Annotated in this window: 26 protein-coding genes, 2 pseudogenes, 1 CRISPR repeat array and 1 other annotated feature; of the genes and pseudogenes, 8 read left to right on the top strand and 20 right to left on the bottom strand. The window is 35.0% G+C overall.

All coding sequences use genetic code 11. The features are described from left to right. Positions 1 to 124 precede the first annotated feature (124 nt). Both KBW87_RS08985 and KBW87_RS08980 read left to right on the top strand, forming a co-directional pair. Positions 125 to 700: a MarR family winged helix-turn-helix transcriptional regulator gene (locus KBW87_RS08985; protein WP_083478889.1), complete on the top strand. Its 576-nt coding sequence runs from the start codon at positions 125 to 127 to the stop codon at positions 698 to 700. Between the two features lie 16 nt (positions 701 to 716). Beyond that, positions 717 to 2,303: pseudogene (locus tag KBW87_RS08980) on the top strand (ABC transporter ATP-binding protein). A 70-nt stretch (positions 2,304 to 2,373) separates the two neighbouring features. Here the strand turns inward: KBW87_RS08980 and KBW87_RS08975 are convergent. The 5 genes from KBW87_RS08975 to KBW87_RS08955 all read right to left on the bottom strand — a co-directional run bounded on the left by KBW87_RS08975 (position 2,374) and on the right by KBW87_RS08955 (position 7,242). After that, positions 2,374 to 2,856: a nitroreductase family protein gene (locus KBW87_RS08975; RefSeq protein WP_057811438.1), complete on the bottom strand. Its 483-nt coding sequence runs from the start codon at positions 2,854 to 2,856 to the stop codon at positions 2,374 to 2,376. 933 nt (positions 2,857 to 3,789) lie between these two features. Further along, on the bottom strand, positions 3,790 to 4,443 hold the full coding sequence (locus KBW87_RS08970; RefSeq protein WP_057811440.1) for a hypothetical protein: 654 nt from the start codon (positions 4,441 to 4,443) through the stop codon (positions 3,790 to 3,792). A 406-nt stretch (positions 4,444 to 4,849) separates the two neighbouring features. Further along, positions 4,850 to 5,233 carry a helix-turn-helix domain-containing protein gene (locus KBW87_RS08965; protein WP_057811444.1) on the bottom strand — a complete coding sequence of 128 codons (384 nt, stop codon included), beginning with the start codon at positions 5,231 to 5,233 and terminating at the stop codon, positions 4,850 to 4,852. A 65-nt stretch (positions 5,234 to 5,298) separates the two neighbouring features. Then, positions 5,299 to 5,999: direct repeats of the CRISPR family, unit length 28 nt; unit sequence GGATCACCTCCACATACGTGGAGAACAC. A gap of 228 nt (positions 6,000 to 6,227) precedes the next feature. Further along, complete coding sequence (locus KBW87_RS08960; protein ID WP_057811446.1) at positions 6,228 to 6,512, bottom strand: flavodoxin family protein; 285 nt, start codon at positions 6,510 to 6,512, stop codon at positions 6,228 to 6,230. Between the two features lie 487 nt (positions 6,513 to 6,999). Then, complete coding sequence (locus KBW87_RS08955) at positions 7,000 to 7,242, bottom strand: hypothetical protein (RefSeq protein WP_057811448.1); 243 nt, start codon at positions 7,240 to 7,242, stop codon at positions 7,000 to 7,002. Positions 7,243 to 7,420: 178 nt separating this feature from the next. On the opposite strand from KBW87_RS08955, the gene KBW87_RS08950 reads away from it, so the two are divergent. After that, positions 7,421 to 7,645, top strand: a complete 225-nt coding sequence (locus tag KBW87_RS08950; RefSeq protein WP_057811450.1) for a hypothetical protein — start codon at positions 7,421 to 7,423, stop codon at positions 7,643 to 7,645. Positions 7,646 to 8,309: 664 nt separating this feature from the next. Here the strand turns inward: KBW87_RS08950 and KBW87_RS08945 are convergent. Further along, positions 8,310 to 9,053 carry an SDR family oxidoreductase gene (locus KBW87_RS08945; protein WP_057811454.1) on the bottom strand — a complete coding sequence of 248 codons (744 nt, stop codon included), beginning with the start codon at positions 9,051 to 9,053 and terminating at the stop codon, positions 8,310 to 8,312. Between the two features lie 410 nt (positions 9,054 to 9,463). Here KBW87_RS08945 and KBW87_RS08940 point away from each other — a divergent pair, with 410 nt between their 5' ends. Together KBW87_RS08940 and KBW87_RS08935 are read left to right on the top strand one after the other, a co-directional pair. Then, positions 9,464 to 9,712 carry a hypothetical protein gene (locus KBW87_RS08940; RefSeq protein ID WP_057811456.1) on the top strand — a complete coding sequence of 83 codons (249 nt, stop codon included), beginning with the start codon at positions 9,464 to 9,466 and terminating at the stop codon, positions 9,710 to 9,712. Between the two features lie 251 nt (positions 9,713 to 9,963). Then, on the top strand, positions 9,964 to 11,523 hold the full coding sequence (locus KBW87_RS08935) for an SH3-like domain-containing protein (protein ID WP_057811458.1): 1,560 nt from the start codon (positions 9,964 to 9,966) through the stop codon (positions 11,521 to 11,523). A gap of 30 nt (positions 11,524 to 11,553) precedes the next feature. Here KBW87_RS08935 and KBW87_RS08930 read toward each other — a convergent pair whose 3' ends face one another. From KBW87_RS08930 to brnQ, 5 genes are all read right to left on the bottom strand, one after another. Beyond that, positions 11,554 to 12,111, bottom strand: coding sequence for an RNA 2'-phosphotransferase (locus KBW87_RS08930; RefSeq protein WP_057811460.1), 558 nt, complete (start codon positions 12,109 to 12,111; stop codon positions 11,554 to 11,556). Positions 12,112 to 12,127: 16 nt separating this feature from the next. Further along, on the bottom strand, positions 12,128 to 13,075 hold the full coding sequence (locus KBW87_RS08925) for a hypothetical protein (RefSeq protein WP_057811462.1): 948 nt from the start codon (positions 13,073 to 13,075) through the stop codon (positions 12,128 to 12,130). Between the two features lie 103 nt (positions 13,076 to 13,178). After that, complete coding sequence (locus KBW87_RS08920; protein ID WP_057811463.1) at positions 13,179 to 13,379, bottom strand: hypothetical protein; 201 nt, start codon at positions 13,377 to 13,379, stop codon at positions 13,179 to 13,181. Next, a complete protein-coding gene (locus tag KBW87_RS08915; RefSeq protein ID WP_057811465.1) occupies positions 13,380 to 13,574 on the bottom strand; it encodes a hypothetical protein in 195 nt (64 codons plus the stop codon). A gap of 96 nt (positions 13,575 to 13,670) precedes the next feature. After that, positions 13,671 to 15,050 (bottom strand): branched-chain amino acid transport system II carrier protein, encoded by a 1,380-nt coding sequence (brnQ, locus tag KBW87_RS08910; RefSeq protein ID WP_057811467.1) that lies wholly within the window; start codon positions 15,048 to 15,050, stop codon positions 13,671 to 13,673. A gap of 62 nt (positions 15,051 to 15,112) precedes the next feature. After that, positions 15,113 to 15,356 (bottom strand) — a binding site (T-box leader). Positions 15,357 to 15,503: 147 nt separating this feature from the next. Here brnQ and ppc point away from each other — a divergent pair. Together ppc and KBW87_RS08900 are read left to right on the top strand one after the other, a co-directional pair. Continuing rightward, positions 15,504 to 18,242 (top strand): phosphoenolpyruvate carboxylase, encoded by a 2,739-nt coding sequence (gene ppc / locus KBW87_RS08905; RefSeq protein WP_057811469.1) that lies wholly within the window; start codon positions 15,504 to 15,506, stop codon positions 18,240 to 18,242. Between the two features lie 80 nt (positions 18,243 to 18,322). Then, positions 18,323 to 19,483 carry an ArgE/DapE family deacylase gene (locus tag KBW87_RS08900; RefSeq protein ID WP_057811471.1) on the top strand — a complete coding sequence of 387 codons (1,161 nt, stop codon included), beginning with the start codon at positions 18,323 to 18,325 and terminating at the stop codon, positions 19,481 to 19,483. 55 nt (positions 19,484 to 19,538) lie between these two features. Here KBW87_RS08900 and KBW87_RS08895 read toward each other — a convergent pair whose 3' ends face one another. From KBW87_RS08895 to KBW87_RS08885, 3 genes are all read right to left on the bottom strand, one after another. Continuing rightward, entirely contained in the window at positions 19,539 to 19,967 is a 429-nt protein-coding gene (locus KBW87_RS08895) for a pyridoxamine 5'-phosphate oxidase family protein (protein WP_057811472.1), read from the bottom strand. A gap of 16 nt (positions 19,968 to 19,983) precedes the next feature. Beyond that, positions 19,984 to 20,595 (bottom strand): HAD family hydrolase, encoded by a 612-nt coding sequence (locus KBW87_RS08890; protein ID WP_057811474.1) that lies wholly within the window; start codon positions 20,593 to 20,595, stop codon positions 19,984 to 19,986. Between the two features lie 72 nt (positions 20,596 to 20,667). Beyond that, complete coding sequence (locus tag KBW87_RS08885; RefSeq protein WP_236695289.1) at positions 20,668 to 20,835, bottom strand: hypothetical protein; 168 nt, start codon at positions 20,833 to 20,835, stop codon at positions 20,668 to 20,670. On the opposite strand from KBW87_RS08885, the pseudogene KBW87_RS08880 reads away from it, so the two are divergent. Further along, positions 20,835 to 21,131 (top strand): annotated as a pseudogene (locus tag KBW87_RS08880) (Rrf2 family transcriptional regulator); the annotation flags it as partial. The gene KBW87_RS08885 and the pseudogene KBW87_RS08880 overlap by 1 nt on opposite strands. 46 nt (positions 21,132 to 21,177) lie before the next feature. On the opposite strand, the gene KBW87_RS08875 reads toward KBW87_RS08880, so the two are convergent. From KBW87_RS08875 to KBW87_RS08850, 6 genes are all read right to left on the bottom strand, one after another. Next, positions 21,178 to 21,924 carry an ABC transporter ATP-binding protein gene (locus KBW87_RS08875; protein ID WP_057811475.1) on the bottom strand — a complete coding sequence of 249 codons (747 nt, stop codon included), beginning with the start codon at positions 21,922 to 21,924 and terminating at the stop codon, positions 21,178 to 21,180. Next, positions 21,917 to 22,849 carry a FecCD family ABC transporter permease gene (locus tag KBW87_RS08870; protein WP_057811477.1) on the bottom strand — a complete coding sequence of 311 codons (933 nt, stop codon included), beginning with the start codon at positions 22,847 to 22,849 and terminating at the stop codon, positions 21,917 to 21,919. The genes KBW87_RS08875 and KBW87_RS08870 overlap by 8 nt, the downstream gene beginning before the upstream one ends. A gap of 2 nt (positions 22,850 to 22,851) precedes the next feature. After that, positions 22,852 to 23,733 (bottom strand): heme ABC transporter substrate-binding protein IsdE, encoded by an 882-nt coding sequence (gene isdE / locus KBW87_RS08865; RefSeq protein ID WP_057811479.1) that lies wholly within the window; start codon positions 23,731 to 23,733, stop codon positions 22,852 to 22,854. Next, positions 23,730 to 24,512: an NEAT domain-containing protein gene (locus KBW87_RS08860; RefSeq protein ID WP_057811480.1), complete on the bottom strand. Its 783-nt coding sequence runs from the start codon at positions 24,510 to 24,512 to the stop codon at positions 23,730 to 23,732. Before KBW87_RS08860 ends, isdE begins: the two co-directional genes overlap by 4 nt. After that, positions 24,512 to 25,153, bottom strand: coding sequence for a hypothetical protein (locus KBW87_RS08855; RefSeq protein WP_057811482.1), 642 nt, complete (start codon positions 25,151 to 25,153; stop codon positions 24,512 to 24,514). The genes KBW87_RS08860 and KBW87_RS08855 overlap by 1 nt, the downstream gene beginning before the upstream one ends. Before the next feature lie 115 nt (positions 25,154 to 25,268). Further along, the gene (locus tag KBW87_RS08850; protein ID WP_057811484.1) at positions 25,269 to 25,835 is read right to left on the bottom strand and encodes a hypothetical protein; all 567 of its coding nucleotides are present in this window, start codon (positions 25,833 to 25,835) and stop codon (positions 25,269 to 25,271) included. Positions 25,836 to 25,997 lie beyond the last annotated feature (162 nt).

Raw genomic sequence — 25,997 nt, 5'->3', positions numbered from 1 at the left:
ATCATTTACAATTAAAATTTCTACTTTTATAAAAATCTGCTTAACAATATTCTACAGGTACCTGTAGAATATTGTTATCATTTATAACAGGTACCTGATGTAAATTCAAGAGGATGTTGAAATAATGGAAAACGAAAAACAAAAATTGAATGAGATATTTATGGATTTACTCTATTTAATTCGAAAATATCATATGCTAACGCATCAACATGGTGGCCCGCTGGCAGATACTAGTCGGGACCAAGGAAGAATTTTGGCTATTCTTAAACTTAAACCAGAAATGACTACCAAAGATTTAAGTTATCTTCTTGGAATTCGGCAGCAATCTTTAAATGAAATGCTGAAAAAGCTGGAAAAAGAAGGCTATATTTCTCGAAATCCTTCTTCAAAAGATCGACGTGTAATGTTAATTAACTTAACTGAAAAAGGAAAAGCAGTTAAACAAATCGCTGATGATAATTCCGGGATACTGGACGATTTTTCCGAAGAAGAGCTCAGAGATTTCAACAAGTATCTCACTCAACTTTGCGAAGCTTATAATAAGAAAATTAAAGAAATTGCTACTCCAGAAGATGAAGCAAAATTTGATGAATTTTATCAACGAATCGAAAAAATGCGCGAAAAGATGGGCGATGAAGAACTCCGCAAGTTTATGCAGAATAACAGTCCTTTTGGTCCCATGTTTCATCGCCCTTTTTAAAGGAAAATTTAAATGAATAAAGAGAGACAAAGCACATTCAAATTTAGTGACTTTTTTTAAATTGATCAATCAAATTCATCCCAAATATTGGCAGCTGATTGTCGGAATTTTACTAGGTTTTATTTCAACGGGTGCTAGTTTATTCGTTCCACAATTAGCCCAACGATTAATTAACAACTTTCGACATGTTAGCACCAGCTTGATTATCTTAACAGCAATAATTTTTATTGGAGGATTATTAATCGGTGCTCTTTCTGGTTTAATTCTAGGGATTTTTGGTGAAGATGTTGTAGCCAAAATGCGTAAAACGCTTTGGAGTAAATTGCTTTATTTACCAGTTAAGTATTTTGATAATACTAAAACTGGTGAAATCAGCTCGCGTTTAGTAAATGACACTTCTCAAGTTAAAAATCTGCTTGCTAATACTTTGCCAAATGCTGTTACTTCTCTTCTCCAATTTTTTGGAGCCTTAGTGATTATGATGGCGATGGATTGGCAAATGACTTTAATTATGTTCATTGCAGTTCCCCTAGTAATTTTAGCCTTGTTGCCAATCATGCAACAATCTCGTAAAATCGGTCGCAAACGTCAAGATGAACTGGCTAATTTTTCTAGTGATTCAACTAGTGTGCTCAGTGAAATTAGATTAGTTAAATCTTCAAATGGAGAAAACAAAGAACTCACTACTGGAAACAAACGAATTTCTAGTCTTTATAATATTGGCGTTAAAGAAGCTTTTATTAATTCATTAACTCAACCAATAACTAACATGCTGATGATGTTTTTATTCCTAGGAATCTTAGGCTACGGGGCACTTCGCGTAATGAAATGCTTAGCGAAATTGAAGAAAAAGCCAAACATGATCAAGAAGTTGATATCGCGAACAAAGAACTTAAACTAGAACATGTTAACTTCTCCAAACAAATCTTACATAATATTAATGTTGAAGCAAAGCCAAATACAGTAGTTGCTTTCGCGGGACCATCTGGGGGCGGTAAATCGACTATCTTTTCCCTTATTGAACGTTTCTATAAACCAACGTCTGGTAAAATTACCATTGGCAACCAAGATATTGATGAAATTAGTTTAGAAAACTGGCGTAAGCAAATTGGTTTAGTGGGACAAAATTCAGCAGTAATGCCCGGAACTATTCGCGAAAATCTTCTCTATGGATTAGACCGTGAAGTTAAGTGATGCGGAATTATGGAATGCTTTAGAAATGGCCTATGCTAAACAGTTTGTTTCAGAAATGGACGATCAATTAGATACCCAAATTGGAGAACGTGGAATCAAACTTTCAGGTGGTCAACGTCAACGAATTGCGATTGCACGTGCTTTCTTACGTAATCCGAAAATTTTAATGCTTGATGAAGCAACTGCCAGTCTAGATTCTGAGTCCGAAGCAATGGTTCAAAAGGCCTTAAGTAGTTTAATGAAAGATCGAACTACTCTAGTTATTGCTCACCGTTTAAGTACCATTGTAGATGCGGATCGAATTTATTTTATCGATCATGGAACAGTTTCAGGGTTTGGAAAGCATGAAGAACTGATCAAGTCCACCCCGCTTTATGCAGAATATGTAAAGAATCAATTTAAGAAATAAAGTAAAAGACTAGTATTCTCGTTAATTTAAAAACGAAAATACTAGTTTTTTACTTTATCCATGTAATGCCTTATTTTCTCACTACCTTATAGCGATTCGATCTATCTTCAGGTTGACCATTATCAGCTGCATAGCCAATTGGCAAAAGTACTGCAGTTTCAAATCCATCATCCATTCCTAATTCTTTTTGTAAATCTGGAAATTTATTAAGAGCGATTACGCCACCCATTACGTAAACTGAAGCTAAGCCTAAGTCAAAGGCTTCAACCATCACATTCTCAGCAGCAACTGAAGCATCCCTCTCACCAAATTGACTGTCTTTTTTAGTATTAATCATAAATACCAAAGGTGCGTTGTAGCACGAATTATTAGTCTTTTCTTCTAATTTTTGCAATAATTCAGGATCCGTAATTACACTTAATTCCATCACATCAGTTTGATGGAGTGCACACGGAGCAGCTTGAAAAGCTTCAATTAGTTTCTTGATTTTCTCATCGTCAACTTTTTGATCCGTATACTCTCTAACAGCTCTTCTTTCAAAAATTGCATTCATAATTGTTCTTCTTTTCTATCCATGTAATCTTTATTTTAGAGGCATTTAGAGTGATTTTCCATAAACAACCTTTAGGAAATTATCTTTACGGCTCTATAATTTTTCCTGTTGAGAATACATCCTAAAAAAATAACCTCTACATACGTGGAGAACATAAATTGCAAATAATACATCAAGTACAGAAGAAGTTCCTAAAGAAGTACCAAAGAAGACTGTTATTAATAAATTACACCAAATTAAGAAAACTAAAAGACTACCGCAAGCTGATTTAGAGCTTTGGGACGATCAAAATTTTGACAATTTATAGAATTAAATTTGCCATTTTAAGAATATTTCTATGTCCATAATTTGTAGACGCATCTTTGTAGATAAACATATTAAAAACATTTTGCGCCATTTCTTGTGGTGTACTATATTTAATCAAACAAGATACTTCTCCGTAAGTTGAAGCGACTCCAACATGATAATCTGGCTGTTAGGTAGTATCCCATGCATTTACGTCATGGATTGCTCGTTGAATATCATAAAAATATTTAGCTGTATCATAAGTAACTGGTGCAATTTCCCGTATTATTCTCCATTCATTTACAAGCTGTACAAAATAGCGACCAGTTTCTTCAATAGTCTGCTTATCTAATGTTGGAACCGTAGTTGTAGAATTATTAATTGTTTTATTATTCTAAACACTGCTATTATCAGCAGTGTTCGTTAAATCAGTTTTAGTTTAAGAACACTCTCATCACAACAAGAAAAATTACTTCTTGTTGATTTCGTGAATGATTAAAAGTATGACGATTAATGTAAGGATTGTGTCATTCATTTTTCTCCCCTCGGCGGTGATAAAAATGATGACTGGGCGCCCTAAGAGTTTTTTACTCATTAAGGGATGTATGGAAGGCGTAAAATTGCGCCTTCTTTTTTTATCGGGTTTTTTTAGTTGTCATTTTCAAACCAAGAAGTATCCGATAGACTACGTTTAGTTGTATATATCTCATTAGTAAGTAAATGATTATTATCATCATATGTCCATAAAATGTCCCAGTGATATTTTCCATGAGAAGCTCGTTTTAGTTTAATACAATCGTTTTTTTCTAGATCGTAATAATCCCAACTTATTGCTTTACCATGCTTGTTAAGACGATATACTCGTGTTTTCTTAGTAATAGCTTTTGAACTATATCTATTACTACTTACTGGATTAGCTTTCTTTGCCAGTTTAAACCACGAATAGTCATTATGATTTCTAAGGATAGTATATACCCCTTTATCACCCGGAATCTTTAAGAACCACCCAAAATCAGCTCCTGTTTGTTCTACATATACAGGATCTCCTTCTGCGAGGTACGTTTTATAGCCTAAGGTACTTTTATAAGCTGGAACTCGTAAATAAATCTGTCTGATATAAGTTTGTTTAGTAAGCACAACTTTTTGAAAATGATTTCTGTTAACAGCTCGCTTTCTAGCTTTTAGCGTATTGCTATTAACAGCTTGAACAGTTTGTGTAGGAGTAATAGTAGTGGAAATTGTACCTACGCTCCCAGCCAGGATAATTGAAACCATTGCAGCAGTTAAATATTTATGCTTCATGCTTTTTCCTCCAATAAAAAATTTTGTCGAATACTTATACATTCTATTATCTGGAATATCGTAGTAGCTTAAAAATGCCGTCGGCGTAATAAAACTACTTTTCCGTAATTTTTTGCATAGGCATGAATCAGCTCAACAGAATACACATTTGCTGTATGTTCACAGGATCTTTTTGCATTCGGATCTGTACATATAGCTACATCATCTTGATGTATTATGTGGGCTATCTCATGACCTATCCCAAAAAGCAGCTTCTTAGTTTTATAGTAGTTTATATTAATGATTATCATATTTTGTGAGGGAAGAGCCTTACTGGAAAAACTAGGACGATGTTCGCCCAAATCGTAGTCAATATGATGAGCGATTGCTACATATAACATATAATAGGAAGTTGATTAAATCAGCTTCATATTTTTTTCTTATTGTGGCGTTCCAGTACAGCTTCAATGATTTCTTTATCTTCGTCGCTAACGGGGATACCATCGTAAGCTAAAACCACAGGGTCCTTGGCTAAATCTACTTCTAAGGAATGGGAAGATGATTTCAGACCGCCCATTCCTTTTATTATTTCATCTAATGTTCTAGGATCATTTGATTTACCAGTTAAATAATCAGTAGTTGTATTAAACTTATCTGCAAGTTTAGCTATTATTGGAATGTCTGGTTCTCTTTTTCCTAATTCATAGTTGGAATACGTTTGGTAAGGAAGATTAAGCTCAGAAATAGCTCGCTTCCGTGACCACCCCATAGCTTTACGCAGGCTGCTAAGCCTTTCACTAACAATACTCATAATATTTGTCTCTTTTTTATCCGATTTGATTTAATTATAGTTTTTGATTTCCATTTTAAAAATATCAATCACCTCCACATACGTGGAGAACACTTTCTTGCCAGTCTGTCACTTTTTCGCTTTGTGAGGATCACCTCCACATACGTGGAGAACACAAATGATCTATGGTGACATCTATCCATGTATCGGGATCACCTCCACATACGTGGAGAACACTAAAAGATGGAAAGGCACAAAGTACGAAGACTAGGATCACCTTCACATACGTGGAGAACACCTACAAGTGCCGTATCTGCAGACCAATGATTAAGGATCACCTCCACATACGTGGAGAACACTTTCTCATTATTAAATGTGTACTGTACAGATTGGGATCACCTCCACATACGTGGAGAACACGAAGGAGAACTGCAGTCAGCAAAGCGTGAGCTGGGATCACCTCCACATACGTGGAGAACACCACAGTTGCATTGTCGTCGAAGGTTCCTTGTTTAGGATCACCTCCACATACGTGGAGAACACAATTACTGATATTCCATTAAAATCAGTTCTTAGGGATCACCTCCACATACGTGGAGAACACTGATATTGGCGATTGCTACTTTAATTGGGGCGAGGATCACCTCCACATACGTGGAGAACACGATTTTTTTCTACTTCTTGAAATGAATTGGTCAGGATCACCTCCACATACGTGGAGAACACCTTATTCTACTTTTAAGTACTTTTCCAATCGAGGGATCACCTCCACATACGTGGAGAACACACTAAAGAAACGCCGTCATTAACCCATTTCAAATTTGGTAAAAAGCAATTTTTCTTTAGTTTGTACTTTATCCCACATCAAACCATCGACTCAATTATATCAAATATTCTTCTATATATATCTATCTCATATAATAACAATCTTAAATTATTATATTAAATAATTAGAAAACAGGATCAATCTTATAATGATCATTATTGCAAGTTAGTTTTTTACTACATCTATGAACTATATTTCAACTTCCGCATCACTTTTATCAACTACCATCTTAAGCAATAATTTCATCGAGCAATTGGATACTGGGCCGTAACCTCCTTCTGAAAGAAACGGAGCAATCTTTTTATTAGAAAATTGACTGCCATATTGAAGTAAAAAAGCTCTCATTGGCTGGCTTAAGATCATGGTCCAAGTTTGATAGCCTAAACAAACTAGGTCATGTTGACTCAAATCAGGTAAAACCATCACACGCTCTGGTGGATCATTTTGAATTCTTTCACGGTTAGCAGCCTTCACTGTTTTACGATAGTTACTCTGTAATATGTTCTTAAAATACTTTCTAAAATACTAGCATCAGTTTTAGGAACAATTTTACTTACTAATAATTTAGTTGAACCAAAGCATAACTAGAAAATAATAATACTTTTAGCATCCTTAGTTATCTTTCTGACTGGTTGACCATCGCCGTTAATATCTTTTTTCATCAGACGAAGTAGCATATCCATTTTTCCAGTCATAGCCACGTCTTTCTAATTGATTAGCACAAACATCTTCACCATCTAAATTGTCAAATCTTAAGAAGTACGATCAAATATAATTTTTAATTTTCCTTTTCATTCTTAACTTGATACTACAAGTACAAGTGATAAAACAAGACTGAAAATCACTTAAGATTTGCCAGTCTACGATTACGAAGATGATCTTATCAAAAAAATAGATCAACTCTTGACTTGAGAATTGATCCATTACGGTTCTATAATTTTTCCAATTGATGACAAGCTCTTTACTTACGATAATCATCAATATAGATAATATTATCAATATGGTTAGTATGCTTAATATTCTTTTTAGACGTAAAATGCTGATTAGCTGGATTCAGTAAATCAATCAATTGGTCCATTACCGAATCTTCAGTCGCTACTTTGCGAACAAGACCACTTTCTCTTAAATCAACGTTTTTAGTGCGGTGCAAACCCAATAACCCTGACTTAGCCAGGATTTTACGTAAATTACTTTTTTCAGTCATATTCAATTTTCCTTATTACTATATCTAAATTATATCCTCTCAATAATTAAATATCGCACAAAATTTGTTAGAGATCAAGTTAAAACAAGAGTTATGTTATTTTTTGAAAAGTATAAGTCAAAATTCTTTAACTCCTCTTGAAAATGTTTAATAATGACAATGTAAAGAGGGTGTTACTATGAACGAAACTGTAATGCGCGTAGCAATCAGAGAAAGAAAAATGGGTGAAATTCTTGCCCCTATTGAATTGATTTATATGTTTTGGTTGATGATGACTGTAATGTTTAATTTCAAGATATTCATGATTTCATTGGTTGTTCAATTTATCCTCATTGGGTTATTTGCAATTGTTGATTTGGTAATTGAAAGACCCGAAAGAAAGTTATTAGCCCAAAGGTATTAATTTATAATACTGTTTGTTATTTGACTTTGCATATAAAAAGCTCTTCGTTTGAAGAGCTTTTTTGTTACATGGTTAGATGTTCATCATGAATATGATTCTTCTTTATTCCCAATTGATGCAAAGTTTGTTTAACTCTAATTACAATTGGCGCAGATCCCACTATAAAGAAATTACTCCTATGCATTTTAGAACCCGACAAAATCTGATTCAATTCTGATTTCGTATAACGGTTTTTCTTTTTATCTATTTGAACTGCTTGAGATTTTAACTTTTCTAATTCATCTTCAAAATAAGGTTCTGAGCTGCTTCTTGACCAAAAAATCCAATTTTCCTATCTTCCAAACCAACATTTCTATAAAAGCAATGGCACACAAAAAACTTCAAGATCACAAAAGGAAACTTATTCCAATTAGTGATCCTGAAGCTCATTTGAAAATTTATGCAAATTATAGAATTAATGAGAAAGATAAAGTGTCCAAGCTTATTTTATTAAGCCAAAAAGTGATAAGTTTCAACCATATTCATACTCCTTTGTAATTACTTCTAAATCAATTTACATATTTATTGTAATAGTTGATAATTAAAGATAAAATTACTTTTTGAGCATAGTGGTATACAGTTTGTTGATAGTAGTAAGACTTATTTCTAGAAATTAGTTTCTTAATTACATTTGTTGAGTAGTAGGCCGAATAATAACTTCATTCCAAGCAGCATCAGCTGGTAAATCAATAGATTGTTGGATAGTTTCAGCAACTCGATCAACAGGAATACTAAAGTTCTTATAGAATTCCTCAGTTCCTTCTTTAATTTTTTCATCCGTAATAGAATTTACCAATTCGGTATTCACTGCTCCTGGAGAAATTAATGTAACTCGTACATTAGATTGTGCTTGTGCCATTTCTTGACGCAATCCTTCACTAATTGCCCGAACTGCATATTTAGTTGCAGAATAAACTGCACTCATAGGACCAACAATATGACCAGCTACAGATGAAATATTAATAATTTGGCCGCTCTTTTGCTTCATCATGTAAGACAAGGCAGCACCAATTCCATACAAGGTACCTTTGATATTAATATCAATCATATTGTCCCAGTCTTTAATCTTCTTTTGAGAAAGTAATGACTGTGGCATCACTCCCGCACAATTGATCCAAACATCAATTCTACCAAACTTATCACTTGCCAATTTAGCCAAAGCTTCTACTTCATCGTCTTTGGTAACATCGGTAGGTAAATAAATTGCTTCGCCACCTAGATCAGTAATATTTCCAGTAATTTCTTGAAGCCGTGGCACACGGCGTGCTCCTAATACAACTTTATTTCCATTTTTTGCTAAAAGCTTAGCAGTTGCTTCACCAATTCCACTTGATGCTCCAGTAATAACTACAACTTTACTTTTGTTCATTTTATGTTCTTCTTTCTAATACTAGTGATTAACTCTCTATGTTTTCTTCTTTTATTGTATATTCACTTTACCTTGATTTGCACATGATTTGAATTACTTCTTAGCATAAAGCTATAACTCACACTTATAGCTTCTTTGATCTCTTATCATGAATATAGATGTAAAATATGCAAAACAAGCTTTAAAAAGCAATCAAGCAGTAATCACTAAAACGCGACAATTTGATCATAAACTTTCTTGCATTTCTCTAGAAGAATGATAGTTTTACTCTAGATAACGCCAGTGAGCTGCAAGATCTTTTTCGAAAATACAATGTCCGAGCAACTTTTTCTGGACATATTCATGCTCAAAATATCATTTCTGCCAAAACTGATTGTCCTAGTTTTGACGTGGCAAGTTCTTGTTTTTCAATGTGTGATCAAGGCTATGGAATAATTTCACTGACTTCCAAAGAATTAAATTATCAACATTGTTCTTTTGATTCCACTGCCTTTTTAACTCCAGAGGAAATGCAACAACTTCCATCTGGCAATTTTCACGATTACTTGAGACACCAATTTTCTAAAGTTAGTCAACTACAAATGGACAAATATCAAGCAAAATTTGATTCCAAATCGGATTGGCAAGCAGCTACCAACTTGGTTAACAATTTGAATTAGGATTTTTTTACAGGAAAAAGCAATTACGACGTTGTAAATAAAGAAGAAATCAAAACTTCACCAGCTTATCAATTACTCCAGCAAAAGTTGCCCATGATGATTGACTATGTTGACTCTTTACTTTCAGTATCAACTAACAGTCAGCACATTAACATTAAATGGTAGCTTTTTCTAAAGATATTTAAGTCTTAGTAAAAATTATTCCTTACTTATTCCAAGTTGATTCATTTAGATCAATAATATCTTTTATTATGAAGAAATTTTTTACTATTTTATTTTCAATCATTATTTTAATAGGTTGTGCCTATTATTTTTTACCTAAGAAAGTGAATCCAGTTAAAAATGGACAAATCGTTCTTCAACCAGCAAAAATTACGGATTATGATACTGTTCAAACCAAATTAGCAAGTTCACGCGACTTTCCTATTTATCGAAATGTTTCCCAAAAGGGTGGGATTAATGCAATTTCTTCCACCAAGTATTTTAAAAAAGGACTGCTGCAATCACAGCATTCTGCTAAAACCGATCATGGAACTTATTGGCAGTTAGCCATTAATGGTAGAGACGTTGGCTGGGTTAGTGAAAAATTTTTCCGCCGAAATGAGATTTCAGTTGCAAAGAATATCTCACTAGTCAGAAATCGCTATTATAGTTTTCCAAGCAGAGACGCGATCGCTTACGCAGTTGATAGTCACGGCACCTTAATTAATCCAAGTCATGTGCATGTTTCCCAAAGAAAAATTAGTTCCGCCAACTCAGGGACTTTTCCAGTTAAATATAGCTATGAAAAGCTAAGCACTCAAGCACTGATCAATGTACGTTCCGATACTAGCGAAGGTATAACTGTTGCTAATAAAATTGGAGCACCGGGGCCAAGTGAAGCTAATGCTTTTACCGGAAGTTCGCAATCTTCTTCTCCGAATTGGAACCCCGAAAATAGCTACCAGCCTGAGACACAAGTTAATAGTTATGCTGGAAGTGGGCATGCAACAATGCGGACAGCATTTTACCAACCACGCTTTCATCTTTTGAGCTATGATCAAGAATATAATCAACTGAATCAGGTCGGCGTGATCCCTCAAGGAATCAATTTGTTTAATAATCAATTGACAGTTTCGTATTTCAGCCAGCCGAATGCTACTTGGGGACATTTAGTTACCTATAATCTCAATCAACTAACTAGCCCAACTCAAACTCAAAATTTACTCAATATGAGTTTTAAAGATTTTAAACAAACTAGTCAAAATATCGCGGTGTCACCATATTTGAAACTTGGTCATGGTCAATCGCTAGGTGTTACCAAAAACTATATTTATGTTTTGGCTAACAGTAATGCCATAGCCAATCCTGCTAAGTCAGAAGAAATTTTACAAATTTCACGTAAAAACTATCAAAGCAAGAATTTATGGACAATTAAAGTTTGGAATCGCTCGGAATACTATCCGCGTTATTTCCACAATGCCTACTTCGTCAATAGTCATTTAATGTATGGTGTTTTCCATAATGCGACTAAAGGGACCTATGAATATTGGCGGCTCAGCCGCCAAGGAAATACATGGACGCCAACGGAAGTCTCTGCCACTCAGTCTAATTTTGTTAAAAACAACTCTCCTCTTCAAGGCTTTACTTACGCAAATGGTAATTTCTATTTAGCCTTTAACGATAATGTTTTTGCAGTTAACGCCGAATCTGGCAGAGTTCTTAAACATTATCATTTTCATACTTTGCGCGAAAGCGAAGGAATTGCAGTTAAAAACGGCACGCCATATGTAGAATTAGCACGCCGCCCTGAATTATTAGAAATCAAATAGAGAGGCCAATTACGGCCTCTTTTATTGTATTTACGTAAAATATTGGCTGGGAAGGTGATCACATAACCACACTTCATCATTTCCAACATAGAAATCGATGCCATCATCATGTGCTTTTTGAGCATTGATCTGCAAAATTGCGGGGTGTGCATCCTTGCGCCGACCCACAGATTCAGCCATTTCAATATCAGTTGAAAGGTGAACATATTGGCGCCCCATTGGAAGAAGGCCCTCTTTTTCAATACTTGACAAAAAACGACGTGCAGTTCCATGGTACAGAACCTTAGGAGGAATGGCTTTCTTACGTTTAATAATTCCTGGAATTGAGTGACCATAGAGAGCGCAGATTTTATCATTTTTTATCTCAAAACGTTCTTTATCACTTGCTTGCATAATTTCACGGATCTTTATCTCAGTCAGCTTTGGCCAAAAATGGTGCATGTGATTCATCGCATTGAGAAATTCTTGTAAATCAACATAACCATACTCGTCAAGTTTTAAACCATATTTTCCAGGATTATGACGCAGACAGTAGGACATCTTTTTACTAATGAAAGTATTACTGCGTTGATCTTTCCTCGTTTGCATTTTATCATCTTCCTAACTAATGATTTGCATATAAATAATGAAGCCTAATTACCCCATCATACTTAGCAGGAACATCAAAAGTTTGTACTTTATCCGTGTTTTCATTTAAATCATTCGTCCCCTTAGTATATACCGTCATCGCATGAAGTACACTACCAATTAGCATGAAAACATAGTCTGCTCGATGCATAGCATCAAATATTCTTCGTTCTCCATCTTTATATCCATTGAAAGTTTCAACAGAACAATACTTCTTTATTTCATTTAAAAAGCCTACTGAATATTTATCTCCTATAATCACAATGCGCTTACTTGCTAACCGCACTAATTCCTCTGGGTTAGTTAACGAAATTGTAGGCTGACTTTCTTTTATCTTCTTAGAACTCTTCTTTTTATTAATTGACTGTGATTTAGAAACTGATCTAAAGGAAATTGTTCGATAAAAATGATCTACTCCCCAGCTCGCATTGTCATTAAGATGACATCGTACCACCGTATTTAAATCAAAATTAATATTCTTTAGAATAGAATCTGGGACTATAACCGGATAGTCTTGATTTTGGTTGATATCATGTAAAATATATTGGGCGTTCACAGTTTTAATATAACCATAGCTGTACTTTTCATGGTAATGAAAAGACAAAAAATCTTGCATGGCATTATCATAAATTTGATTTAATGTCGTTAATCGACGATATGAAGTAACATTATTTACTGAACACTTATCTATTAACAAATCAATCATTAATTCAGGAGAAGCAGCTCGCACGTTATCACGATAATGTACATTTTTTACCAAATCTCGTCTTCTTTTTCTTTCTGCGTTTAACTTACTTTCTAAATCAGTGATACGCCTTCCGTTTTGACTTTGACTCCGTTGCAATTTTAAATTTTCTCCATACAACTTATCAAATTGCTTAAGATTGTTCTTGTACAACATGTACAATTTATCATTCTGTTTCATTACTTCTTAAAATAATTGTGCCATGAATTCATTCTGCCTGATTAAACTATTAATAAACTGACGTACTTTACCATTTTCAGTTAATCCATGTTCTTTGAGCCAGTCAGATTCTTGATTTTTCAACTTGTTTATTTTGGTTGGTAATTATAGTTTGTAGTTGTTTTATTTTCTCATTCTTTTCAAATTCAACTGTCTTAATTTTTAAATATAAATTCTTTTGAAGAGCGTTCGCTTCTTTCAAATCCTTCTTGGTTTCCCGAATTCCTTTTTCTAAAAAATTAGTCCGAGCCATAGCTTTAGACAATTAGCGTCTTAACTTCTTGATTTCCGACTTATCTTCTTTAGAACCAATTTTTTGGATAGGTATGGTACTTTTCAAAGCGTGCTTCTTTTTTACTTTATTAAGCAACTCTTTTCGACGATCAAATTTTTGCTTATTATCTTTTGGAAGCTTGGCAGGCTTAAAACCATTAATTCGATATTTCTTAGCTACACTCATCTAAAAAACCTCTTTAATTATGTTCTATAGTTTGTAACCATTATACTATTTAACAAATAAAAATCTCCCTTCAAACGAAGAGAGATTTTATTATTTTTATTCAACTTCATCAACAGCAGTAGCCACATTGCGACTTCTGACAAAGTGTACTAAAAGTCCAATTACTAAACCAACCAAAGCGGGAACTAACCATGATAAGCCCATGCTTGCAAGTGGTAGTGCATTTCTCATTGAAGCAACCGCTAAGCCGAAGTTACTTTGACTAACGACACTTGGAAAGGCAACTACCATATCACCCAAGGCTGGCACAACTGTAAAGACGATTACAAAGAAGTAAACTACACCATCCTTTTTAAATAAAGGTGAACAAACTGACAAGATGATCAACACCATTGACAATGGGTATAGGAACATCAACATTGGAGTTGACCAAGAGATGATTTGATCTAAACCAAAGTTAGCTGTCAAAAATGATGCCAAGCAACTAAGTGCAAGCCAAGTATGGTAACTTACCTTTGGAAAATGCTTATGGAAGTCTTGGGCAAAGGCAGCTACAAGTCCTACCGCAGTGGTTAAGCATGTAACAGTTAATAAGAATGCCAAGAGAGCTTGACCAAACATCCCGCCGTAGTAATTAACGATTTGGTTAAAGGCAACACCGCCGTTGTCAGAAACCTTAAAATGACCAAGTGACATTGCACCCATTAAGATCAACAATAAGTAGATCAAGCCGATTGCCAAAACTGCCAACACACCTGATTTAGCAACCACTTTTGAAACGCTCTTGGCATCTTTTTGTCCCATGGAGCGAACCGCCGTGACAACAGTTACACCAAAGGCTAATCCAGCCAAGGCATCCATTGTATTATATCCTTCAAGAAAGCCGTTAACTAAAGCTGAACTCTTGTATGCACTGGTAACAGCTGCAGTTTGCGGATTTCCTAATGGATTAACAAATGCAATTACAAATACTAAAAACAATAAAGCTAAAAATAGTGGATTCAATACCTTACCAACATTAGATAAGATATTATTTTCGTGATATGAAAAAGCAAACGCTGCTAAAAAGAATAATGCTGAAAATACTAGTAACGCTCCAGTTTGCATATTTTTAGGAATAAATGGAGCTACCCCAACAGTAAATGATACAGTCGCAGTTCTTGGAGTACCAAAGAGTGGTCCAATTGTTGCATGGATCAATACCATGAAAACTACCGCAAATCCTGCACCTAGTGGCTTTCCGATATCATAAACCCCTTCCGATCGAGTGATGGCAACTGCTAAAACTGACAACAATGGGAGTAAAACCCCAGTGATTAAAAATCCAACAGCTGCGGTGCCCCAATTTGCACCTGCTAATTGTCCTAGATGCAGTGGAAAAATTAAGTTTCCTGCTCCAAAGAACAATCCGAATAGTAAGGAAGCAACAACTAAGTATTCCTTCCAAGTCAACTTACGAGATGTAAGGTTTTTCATACTTTTTCCTCCTAAAACATAACTCTGACCACAAAAAAAGTCCCCCAACCAGAATTTACTGATTGAGGGACGCTTGAGCGTGGTACCACCCTTTATTTATATTGCTATTACTAGCAATACCTTTCACGTACAGCCAAATTGGCGATACGCTGGCACTATAATGGGTGCTCCCACTATTTCTTACTAAAAGATTAAGAAATAGAACTCGAAAGTGATTTTCACTTAATCTTGAATTTGTCTTCTTCCACCTAACAAGACTCGCTGTTAATTAAGAATTAAGTTACTCTTCTTTCTCTTTGTTTTCAGATTAATTAAATTTGTTAATAACTATTTTAATTAATACATCATAATTGTCAAGACTTTTTAAGCATTTATTTATTAAAAAACATTTTACTCAAATTTAGCTTATTTTATGGTATCTTTAAGATGATTAAACAAGAAAGGAATTTCGACATGACTGTTAAAAAATTAGAAAACAGTAGCGATGAAGCTGTAGTTGCCGAAGAAGCTAAGATTTTAACTAATTTGCTTAATGAATCTACTCGCCAAGTGGTCAGCGATGAAACTTTCAATAAGATTCAAGAGTTGATTAAAATCTCAGCTGATAAGGATCATGAGAAACTTAAAGCTCAAATCGCCAAGTTAAATAATCGTGAGATGATCGTAGTAGCTCGCTATTTTGCGACATTGCCACTTTTAATTAATATTTCAGAAGATGTAGAGTTAGCAAGTAAAGTAAACCTGTTTAACAATACTGATCAAAATTATCTTGGTAAACTTAACGATACTATTGATCTAGTTGCCAAAAAGAAAGATGCTGAAAATATCCTTGAAAATGTCAATGTAGTGCCAGTTCTAACTGCTCACCCTACTCAAGTTCAAAGAAAGACAGTTCTTGAATTAACTGACCAAATTCATCATCTTTTACGCAACTATCGTGAAGTAAAAAATGGAACCATCAATCAAAAAGAATGGACCGAACAATTACGTGCTTGCATTGAAATCTTAATGCAAACAGACATTATTCGTAGCCATAAATTGAAGGTTTCTAACGAAATTACTAACGTTTTAGCTTATTATCCTAAGGCATTAATTCCAGCCATTACTAAATTCACTGCTCGCTATAAAGAATTAGCTAAAAAGCATGATTTAAACGTGCAAAACGCCACCCCAATCACTATGGGTATGTGGATCGGTGGTGACCGCGACGGAAACCCATATGTAACAGCTGATACTCTCAACCTAAGTGCCACTCTTCAAAGCCAAGTTATCTTTGAATACTACATGAAGAAACTTAAAAAGCTCTATCGCGGAATTTCACTGTCTACATCTTATATGACGCCTTCAGAAGAAGTAGAAAAATTATCTCAGCTTTCTAATGATAATTCTCCATTTAGAACCAATGAACCTTATCGTCGCGCATTTTACTATATTGAAAGTAGACTGGTTCATACTGAACAAGAACTTCTTGGGGTAATTGATAAAAACAATTTCCTAAAAGATCATGATTTAAAGCATTTAGATGGGATTCCAACTTATAAAGATGCTCAAGAATTTAAACATGACCTTGAAATTATCAAGGACTCATTAGAAGTTGATCACGATCAAGCCATAATCCGCAGCTACTTTACCGAAATTTTAGAAGCTATTGATGTATTTGGGTTCCATCTAGCAACCATTGATATGCGTCAAGATTCAAGTGTCAATGAAGCTTGTGTTGCTGAATTACTTAAGAATGCTGGTATTTGCGATAATTATAGTGAGCTCGACGAACAAGATAAAGTTGAACTTTTACTTAATGAATTAAATAACGATCCACGCAATTTACACGCTACTAATCGGCCAAAATCCGAACTTCTTCAAAAAGAGCTCAAGATTTATAAAACTGCTCGCCACTTAAAAGATCTTTTAGGTGAAGATGTGATTAAGCAACATATCATTTCTCACACTGAAAGTGTTTCTGACATGCTTGAACAAGCGATTATGCTTAAAGAATATGATTTAGTTGATAGTCAAAAAGCCCGCATTCAAGTTGTCCCTCTCTTTGAAACAGTCGAAGATTTACAAAATGCTCGAGAAATTATGAAAGAGTATTTGAGCTTTGATATTGTCAAAAGATGGCTTGTATCCCAAAACAACTATCAAGAAATTATGCTTGGCTACTCTGACTCTAACAAAGATGGTGGCTATCTGGCTTCTTGTTGGAACCTTTACAAGGCCCAAAAAGATTTAACCGCGATCGGCGAAGAAGATGGTGTAAAAATCACCTTCATGCATGGCCGGGGTGGTACAGTTGGCCGGGGCGGTGGTCCTTCCTATGAAGCAATTACCGCTCAACCATTTAAGTCGATCAATGATAGAATTCGGATGACCGAACAAGGAGAAATCATTCAAAATAAGTACGGCAACAAAGACACTGCTTATTACAATTTAGAAATGCTCGCCTCTGCCACAATTGATCGTATGGTTTCTAAACAAATCGTGAGCGAAGATCATATTACTGAATTTCGTTCCTCGATGGATGAAATCGTCGCCGAAAGTAATAAGATTTATCGTAAGCTCGTTTTTGAAAATTCTGCTTTTCTTGATTACTTCTTGCAAGCAACTCCAATTAAGGAAATATCTAACCTAAATGTTGGTTCTCGTCCAGCATCTAGAAAGAAAATTTCTGACTTCTCTGGTTTAAGAGCAATTCCGTGGGTATTTTCTTGGTCTCAAAGCCGGGTAATGTTTCCTGGTTGGTATGGCGTGGGTTCTGCTTTCAAGCACTTTATTGATCAAAATCCAGACAACTTAAAAGAGCTTCAAGCTATGTACCAAGGTTGGCCATTCTTCCATTCATTGATGTCAAATGTTGATATGGTTTTGTCAAAATCCAACATGGAAATTGCCAAACAGTATGCCGAACTTTCTGAAGGATTAGAAACTCAGGCTGTTTTTGACGCAATTTACAAAGAATGGAAATTAACCAAGGAAGTTATTCTTAAAATCGAGGGTCATGATGAACTTTTAGCTGACGCTCCTCTTTTAAGAAAGAGCTTAGACTACAGAATGCCATACTTCAATATTTTGAACTTTATTCAAGTTGAAATGATTAAACGCGATCGTGAAGACGAAATTCACGGCGTTTATGAAAGCATTATTCCAATTACTATCAACGGGGTTGCTTCTGGTTTACGTAATTCGGGATAAATTTTCTAAAAAGTCCATTGCATTCGATGGGCTTTTTTGTTTTGCTTCTTTTATATTGATAATAGAAATAGGAGGAAAAAATGGACATAGTTAAGAATTCTTTTACTGATGATGAAGAACTTAAGATTTTACAAGATCTAATCGCCATTCACTCTGTAAACGATCATGAAATGGAAGTTGCTTTATATTTACAAAAATTACTCAAAAAGCACGATATTTCGGCTAAGATTCTGCGATTTAGCGAAACTCGAGGAGATCTGATTGCAGAAATTGGAAGCGGTAAACCTGTTTTAGGCTTGTCAGGTCATATGGATGTAGTGGCAGCAGGAGATTTAAGTCAATGGAAAACCGATCCTTTCACACTGACCAATATTGATGGAAAGCTTTATGGTCGCGGAACTACCGACATGAAATCCGGTTTGACAGCAATGGTGATTGCATTGATCAGTATTCATGATCATCATTTATTAAAACATGGAACTTTACGTTTGATGGCCAGTTTTGGTGAAGAAATCGGCGAACAAGGTTCCCAACTGCTTAAAAATAAAGGATATATGCGGGATGTTGATGCCCTTTTGATCGGTGAACCAACCGGATATCAAATTGCAATTGCTCACAAAGGCTCTATGGATGTTCGTTTCACTTCTCATGGAATTGAGGCCCATAGTTCACGTCCTCAAAATGGCTATAATGCAATCAATCCATTGATGAAATTGCTTATCGAGGCCAATAGGTTCTTTAATCATAGTTCAAAAACTAATTCTCAATTGGGAAAGTTAACTTTTAGTACTACAATTTTTAATGGTGGTGATCAAGTAAATTCAATTCCTGCATTGGCTCAAGCTGAAGCAAACATTAGGACAATTCCCGAATTCAATAATGCCGAAGTTGAAAAGAACTTAAAAGAAATGATCGCTAAACAAAATAAAGCTGGCGCTAAAGTCGACCTTGATGTTTACATGTCTGAACCTTCTATTGAGACTAATGGCCAATCCAAATTTATAAAATTAGCTCAAAAGATTGGCGCTGAATTTGTAGGAAAAGCAATTCCAACGTTCGCTCTGAATCCAGTTACTGACGCTTCAAATCTAATTATTGATAAAGGTCCAGATTTTCCATTGGCAATTTTTGGCCCAGGAAATGATACGCCTCATCAAGTCAACGAGTATGTCGATCAAGAGATGTATTTAAAATTCATTGATATTTACATAGCGTTGTTCACTGCCTATTTAAATAATTAGATAGTTCGTATACAAAAATGGATCTTCTCACTTCTGGGGAAGATCCATTTTTATTTTAAAACTTGAATTGCTTTTGAAAAATTGGTTGCTGGCGCAAATCATAGATTGAACCATTAATGGGAGTAATTGCAAATGGACGTAAAATTTCAGGTCTTTTAGCAAAAATTTCATCTAAATACTTATCGTCCACTTCATGAACATCTCCATTTAAAGTAAAACTAACACTATCTAATGTCTCCTCACCCTTTAGAGCAGTAATTGAAATTAGCGGATGATTTTTCAATCTATCGTAAAAGGCTTTTTGATAAGTTGTGGCAAATATTAATTGATTGGCATCTTTTACTTCAATATCAGCAACATTGGTGATGGGATTGCCGATTTTATTGACAGTTCCAAATAGTACGGATTGAAAACTCTCTACAATTAAATTCAAAAATTGATCATTAGTTAAACTATCATCTAATTTTGGAACGGCTTTCCTCATGTTTACTGTTCCTTTTTTACTGTTCCTTTCCAATTTTGGAAACATAATCTTTTAGTTCTGACAATTTATCAATCCAAAAAGTAAAACCATACATTCCTAAATCTTCAGCTGCCGCAGTATTTTCCTTCAAGTCATCAATGAATAAAGATTCCCCAGCTTTAAGATGGTAACGGGTGAGCAACTTTTCATAAATGCGAGCATCCGGCTTCATCAATTTTTCGGCTGCCGAGAAAACACCGCCATCAAAATTTTCCCCATACTTACTCTTCATCAAATAATTCGCAAAGCGCATCCCCGTATTCGATAAAGCATAAATATGATAACCATCGGCTTTTAATTCTTTCATCCAATCAAATACATCTTGATAAAAGACCACTTTGCTTGGCCAAGTCTGCATAATAGTTCTTGCCTGATCATGCAATCGTTTAGGGAGCTTTTTGATAAAAATCTTGGTAGCTTCATCTTCTGACAAATTACCCCGATCTATTTCTAACCATTCTTTAGATTGAAAAATTGTCTTCTTAAGTAATTCATGATCAGCCGGACTTAAGTCATAATGATTCAAAATTTTATCGGGATCATAATTCATTACTACATTTCCAAAATCAAACACAATATTTTTCAACATTTTAAACACCCTTATTGAAACTAAAATAATATCTTCTATCTATTCTAGTAGTTTCAATCTATAATAGGCAATTTAATTTTCTTGATAATTTCTTGCTAAAAAATGCTCCATCCCTTCCGGTTCATGGCCAGTAATATGAGCAAAAGCGTCACTCATTCCATGCAAATATCCCATCGCTCCACCTTTATACATTGAAGCAAGTTCTGCGCCATCACCTTCAGCAGCATAAATTTTTCGCAATTAAAACTACTCATGGCACCCCTGATCCTAAATTAGCTAAAGCTACTGATCAAATTTCATTATTGGATGTTTATTTAGTAGTTGAAAAAAATAAACCACTTTTTCAAATTGATTATAAAACTAATCCTGACTGCATCGTGGGTGGCAATATCCAAGAAACTCTAAAAGAATATTACAATCAAGCTGAAGTTGCAGCTAAAGCTAAACTCAATAGTATTAAGCTTTCAGATGTAATTGACACAATTTTAGTAAAGCAAAAAGAAAAAGAAGCTTTCAAAAGACAAACAGAACAATAAAAAGGATTTTCTCTAAGATGGTTCTTTTGAGAAAATCCTTTTTAATTCAATATTGACGCAAATAATTACCAGTTTTAGTTTCAATCAGTTCAGAATTGATATTAAAAATCGGATCAACCAATTCAGGTATTAAAATCTCTTCGCTTCTTCCCTCAGCAACAATCTCACCGTGATTAAAAAGAACACTTCGATCACTAAACTCAAGAGCTTCATTTAAATCATGCAAGATCATACAAATTGTCAGATTCTGTTCTTTATTTAAACGTCGTAAAAGTTTTAAAAAACTATATTGAAAATGTAGGTCAAGATACGTAGTGGGCTCATCTAAAAATAAATATTCTGGATCTTGCATTAAAGCCACTGCAAGCCAAACTCGCTGTCTCTGGCCTCCAGAAAGGCAACTAAGATCTTTATTTTTTAAATCACTCAATTCCAAATAATCAAGAATTTTAGTCAACCGATCACTGTTTTTAAAATTATCCTCATAAGGGATCTGGCCCATTCTAACTAAATCAATTACTTGAATCTGATCATAAATTTGATTTTGTTGATGAACAATGGCGACATTTTGAGCATATTTTTTAGGGGGATAAGTCCAAATATCCTCTCTATTTAATAAAATCTGGCCTTTATTCGGCTTTAAGCTTCGCGTCAGTAATTTAAATAAAGTTGATTTTCCAGAACCATTAGGTCCAATTAAGGTCGTAATTTGATGGTCTTTTAATTCATAAGACACGTCCCTCACCGTCGGATAATCTCCATACGCAAAACTCACGCCTTCGAGTTTAATCATAACTTTTACCTCGATTTTCTTTAGCCAAAATGGCAATCAAGACAGGCCCCCCGATAATTGCTAAGAGTACGTTGGCAGCAATTTCATCAGGAGCAATGATTGTTCTTCCCACCGTATCGACAAATAGCAAAAACCAGCTTCCTGCAATAATCGAAAATGGAATTAATTTGTCATAATCATGACCTACTAAAAATCTTCCTTGATGAGGAACAATAATTCCGATAAAAGCTAGTACGCCCACACTGGCAGTCACAGCCGAAGCCAAAATCGTTGCCAAAAGAAGTAAAATCAGCCGCATCTTTTGTGCTGATAAGCCTAAAGAGCTCAATTCTTCATCATTCACCTTTAAATAATTTGCCCATGATGATAGAAACAAAGCACCAATAATCCCAATGATCCCAATAATGCCTAAACAAATTGTCGTCGTCCAGGTACTGGTAGCGAGCGACATCCCAGCATTTTTTTCAGGAGCAATCACTGAAATTAACCCACTAAAAATTGCATCGAGTGCCACTCCAACAATAATTAACTTATAAGGATTCATTCTAATTTGGAACTGAACTAAAAGTAAAAATGCAAAACAGCCGCCCAAAATGGCAAAGAAGATTTTCCCTAAAAACATGCTGGGAAAAATCAAGGCAAATACAATTTCAAATAAACTTGCCCCTGTCGAGACTCCCATAAATCCAGGATCCGCAATCGGATTGCGCAAACTTGCCTGAAAAAAGGCCCCACTTACCGATAAAGCGGCACCCGCTACTAAGTCCGAAAATATCCGCGGAAGCCGAATATTAAATAAAACATTTAATTGCGTGTTGATTAAATTTGTAAACGAAACCTTACTGGCGCCATGCGTTAAAGCAAAATAGAAGGTCGCTGCTAGTAAAACAATGAGCGCAAAATAGGTAATAATAGTTTTTTTCATTCTTATTTCTCCGGATAGAGCCAGTGACTTACTTTATTCAAGGCAATTGGGACATTCATATTCGCCGAAGCATTAAAATCAGGCTGCTGCAAGTCATAAACGCGATGGTTTTTAACCGCGAGCATTTTCTTCCATAGTGAGTTAGTCTTAAATTCTCGTTTAAACTGAGGCAGAGTTACCTTTGGCAGCGCATGTTCTAATCGTAAAATCACGTCTGGATTCTTTGTTGCTAAGCTTTCATTGCTAGGAGAAAGATAGATTTGATTATTTGAATGATAAACATTTTCGCCACCAGCAATTTGAACTAAATTACCAACATAAGACTTATTGGTCAAAATCATATAATTAGCACCTGGTAAGCCCATTAAAACTAAAACTTTTGGCTTTCGACCATGAATGCGTGCCTTCACCTTTTTAACAGCGATATTGATCTTATTAATTTGAGTATTCGCTTCGGACGTCCGATAGTACTCTTTGCCTAAATTGTTAAGAGTTGACTTTAAGTCATTTACTGAATCTAATTTTAAATACGTGACATCAACACTTTGCTTCTTGAAAGCTGCCCCATATTGATCTTTAAGTGTTGAAACCGCATAAACATGAGTGGGATTTAGAGAAGCAATTTTTTCAACACTGGGATTCATTGGACTACCAATTTTGGGAACATTTTGATAACGAGCTGGGAGTTTAGTCTGCGTCTTGGGCACGGCAGCCAGATTAAGATTCAATTTATCAAAGATTTCCACGATTGCCGCACTCGTTGCCACAATCTTTTGATTATCGGCAACCTTTTTATCAATAAAATGTTTAGCTGTAAATCCTCCCCCTACTAATACCAATAGGAAAATGATTAAGCCAATAATTAATCCTTTATGTGATTTCATTTTTTGTTTTTTGACCTTTTATTATTCTTTACACTTAATACGAAGAAGACACATGCTACTATAAGGATAATTAAACAAATTATCCCTCCGAGCATCACATAATAAAACATGCGCTCGTTATGTTCATTATCAAGCCTATTTTTTTGATTTTGCTTTAAACGCTGAGCAGCCAGATCCCCTTCTTCTTTCTTCACTGCTTCTGACTGCTTCTTTGCCTGACTAATTAGTGCATCTGGATCTTGTGTCTTCTGACCACTCTTACTTTCATCCCTTTTAGGATGAGAAGTGCTCGCTAATTTAGTAGGTGGTACTTTGTCCTTGGTCGGAGTTTTATCCGTTTTCTTTAAGGCAGGCAAATTTTGATCAAACAGGAACGAAATTTGGTGATCGGCCTTGTAAACTTTGGGCACATCAATGCTAATCGAACTCGAGATTTTGTGGTCAAGATTGTCGGCATAAAAACTGTAGTTATAATCATAATCAGTTCCATGACGCGTTTTAGTAATCTTCAAAGGGCTTTGCCCATTGATGGTGTTTACTTTTACCGGCCACGGACTCAAGTTATGCTTGGTGCGAATCGTCATTGTGACTAAATAGCGATTTCCGTCCGCCACAACTTTAGCTGGGCGAGCATAGTAACCATCAGCCATTGAAGTTTGGGAAGTCCCATATTTATAAGTCTTGTAATTTACATCTTTAGCTAAAACCGTCTCTGCAGAAAACAGACAGATAAAAAACAGCAAAAAGGAGAATAATCCAAATTTTACAAATTTATTCATTACCTCTCCTCCTTTTTCTTAACTTTTTTCGACAAAAACAAGGTCACTCCAACAATCGCTCCCGCTAAAACGATAAAGATAATTACTTCTTCCAAAATTGGATATTTAATTAGTACCACATCTGCATACGTGGGCTGTTTATCTTTAGGCAAAACATCATATTTAGCAAGGGCCTTTTTACTAGGCAGAGCAGCTTGAGATTCTGCTTTTTCTGGTTTGGTAGCAGCTTCTTCAGCTAAAGGCGCCTGCGTCGCAGCAGTGGATGTTTTTGAACTAGTTGTGCTCGCTGAATCCCGGGAGATAGAAGTTTTGGACTCGGTTTCATTACTAATGGCACTTTGTTTTTGTATAATTGTGCCTTTTCTTAAATCAAGCTTACCAAAACTAAACCAAACTTCAAAAGTCCGCTGATGAATGTTCGCAATCGGAACGCTTAAACGTACTCTACCCGAAATTTCATGCTCAAGCACCTTAATAGAACTAATATGAAAAGTATAAGTCCAAATATCTTTGCCATTTTGATGGGTAAAAGTTCGATCAAGAATCCTCCCCACTGACATTGATAACGGTTCAAATTTTACCAATCCATGTTTAACTCTGATAGTTAAAGTGACTTTGTAACCAGATTTTTGCTTTACCACCTTGGCTTTATGGGTATAAAAGTTATTGGCAGCAGAAACTCCACTATGATATTTCTTATATACTACATATTTTATATATTGGATATGTTTACTTTCAGAAAAAGCCTGATTTTTACTAATGGCTTGCTTTCTTACTCACTTTTTTATGTGAAACTGCCTTAGTTTTGGGAGTAGCAGCAGTTTTGATCCCGCCTATTTTACCGAACTTGATCCAAGCATCTTCAGTCATTTTGCCACCAAAATTAATAGTCACTTTCATTTTACTCCATGAGTCATTTTGAAAAGCCTTAGCTGGAAAAACAAAATCAAAACTGGAATGATTCTTCGTGATATTGGCTTTCTTACCACTAATTCCATTAATCTTTAAATTGCGAATAATACTTTCTACATTTTTACCTTTTCCTAAAGGGCTATTTTTTCCATCTACATGGACAATCAGCTTAGTGATTTTTCCATTTTTCACTCCTACATGAGCTTTAGTACCCACGAAGCCACGCGCCATTGATTTTTGTCGACTAGTGTGGTTAGCACTATATTTATAAACAAGCATGCTGACACTCTTTTGCGAAGCTTGGGCTGCCTTTACAATTTGAGGTTGATTAATTGATGAATCCGCTGTCATTCCCATTAGACTAATGGCCGCGGTGGTTGTTACTAGAACCTTGATAAAATTTTTATTCATTCTTATTTACCTTCTCTTCCACTTTTTTACCTATTATAAAATTTTTATACCAACTAAAGCAAACGGTTACAAGTTTAAAAAAGCTGTTATTTATATAAAATAAAAAATAACGTAACCGCTTTACTTTTTTGAACTATAATATAAAAGTAATATATTTATTCA

The organism is Lactobacillus intestinalis (assembly GCF_024397795.1).
Lineage (GTDB): Bacteria > Bacillota > Bacilli > Lactobacillales > Lactobacillaceae > Lactobacillus > Lactobacillus intestinalis.
The sequence above is the reverse complement of the archived record's forward strand: the minus strand, read 5'-3'. Positions and strand labels throughout refer to the sequence as shown.

Coding starts and splice junctions, on each gene's coding strand:
- KBW87_RS08985 (WP_083478889.1), top strand. CDS start 125: ATGGAAAACGAAAAACAAAAATTGAATGAGATATTTATGGATTTACTC.
- KBW87_RS08975 (WP_057811438.1), bottom strand. CDS start 2,856: ATGAATGCAATTTTTGAAAGAAGAGCTGTTAGAGAGTATACGGATCAA.
- KBW87_RS08970 (WP_057811440.1), bottom strand. CDS start 4,443: ATGAAGCATAAATATTTAACTGCTGCAATGGTTTCAATTATCCTGGCT.
- KBW87_RS08965 (WP_057811444.1), bottom strand. CDS start 5,233: ATGAGTATTGTTAGTGAAAGGCTTAGCAGCCTGCGTAAAGCTATGGGG.
- KBW87_RS08955 (WP_057811448.1), bottom strand. CDS start 7,242: ATGACTGAAAAAAGTAATTTACGTAAAATCCTGGCTAAGTCAGGGTTA.
- KBW87_RS08950 (WP_057811450.1), top strand. CDS start 7,421: ATGAACGAAACTGTAATGCGCGTAGCAATCAGAGAAAGAAAAATGGGT.
- KBW87_RS08945 (WP_057811454.1), bottom strand. CDS start 9,053: ATGAACAAAAGTAAAGTTGTAGTTATTACTGGAGCATCAAGTGGAATT.
- KBW87_RS08940 (WP_057811456.1), top strand. CDS start 9,464: ATGTGTGATCAAGGCTATGGAATAATTTCACTGACTTCCAAAGAATTA.
- KBW87_RS08935 (WP_057811458.1), top strand. CDS start 9,964: ATGAAGAAATTTTTTACTATTTTATTTTCAATCATTATTTTAATAGGT.
- KBW87_RS08930 (WP_057811460.1), bottom strand. CDS start 12,111: ATGCAAACGAGGAAAGATCAACGCAGTAATACTTTCATTAGTAAAAAG.
- KBW87_RS08925 (WP_057811462.1), bottom strand. CDS start 13,075: ATGAAACAGAATGATAAATTGTACATGTTGTACAAGAACAATCTTAAG.
- KBW87_RS08915 (WP_057811465.1), bottom strand. CDS start 13,574: ATGAGTGTAGCTAAGAAATATCGAATTAATGGTTTTAAGCCTGCCAAG.
- brnQ (WP_057811467.1), bottom strand. CDS start 15,050: ATGAAAAACCTTACATCTCGTAAGTTGACTTGGAAGGAATACTTAGTT.
- ppc (WP_057811469.1), top strand. CDS start 15,504: ATGACTGTTAAAAAATTAGAAAACAGTAGCGATGAAGCTGTAGTTGCC.
- KBW87_RS08900 (WP_057811471.1), top strand. CDS start 18,323: ATGGACATAGTTAAGAATTCTTTTACTGATGATGAAGAACTTAAGATT.
- KBW87_RS08895 (WP_057811472.1), bottom strand. CDS start 19,967: ATGAGGAAAGCCGTTCCAAAATTAGATGATAGTTTAACTAATGATCAA.
- KBW87_RS08890 (WP_057811474.1), bottom strand. CDS start 20,595: ATGTTGAAAAATATTGTGTTTGATTTTGGAAATGTAGTAATGAATTAT.
- KBW87_RS08875 (WP_057811475.1), bottom strand. CDS start 21,924: ATGATTAAACTCGAAGGCGTGAGTTTTGCGTATGGAGATTATCCGACG.
- KBW87_RS08870 (WP_057811477.1), bottom strand. CDS start 22,849: ATGAAAAAAACTATTATTACCTATTTTGCGCTCATTGTTTTACTAGCA.
- isdE (WP_057811479.1), bottom strand. CDS start 23,733: ATGAAATCACATAAAGGATTAATTATTGGCTTAATCATTTTCCTATTG.
- KBW87_RS08860 (WP_057811480.1), bottom strand. CDS start 24,512: ATGAATAAATTTGTAAAATTTGGATTATTCTCCTTTTTGCTGTTTTTT.
- KBW87_RS08850 (WP_057811484.1), bottom strand. CDS start 25,835: ATGAATAAAAATTTTATCAAGGTTCTAGTAACAACCACCGCGGCCATT.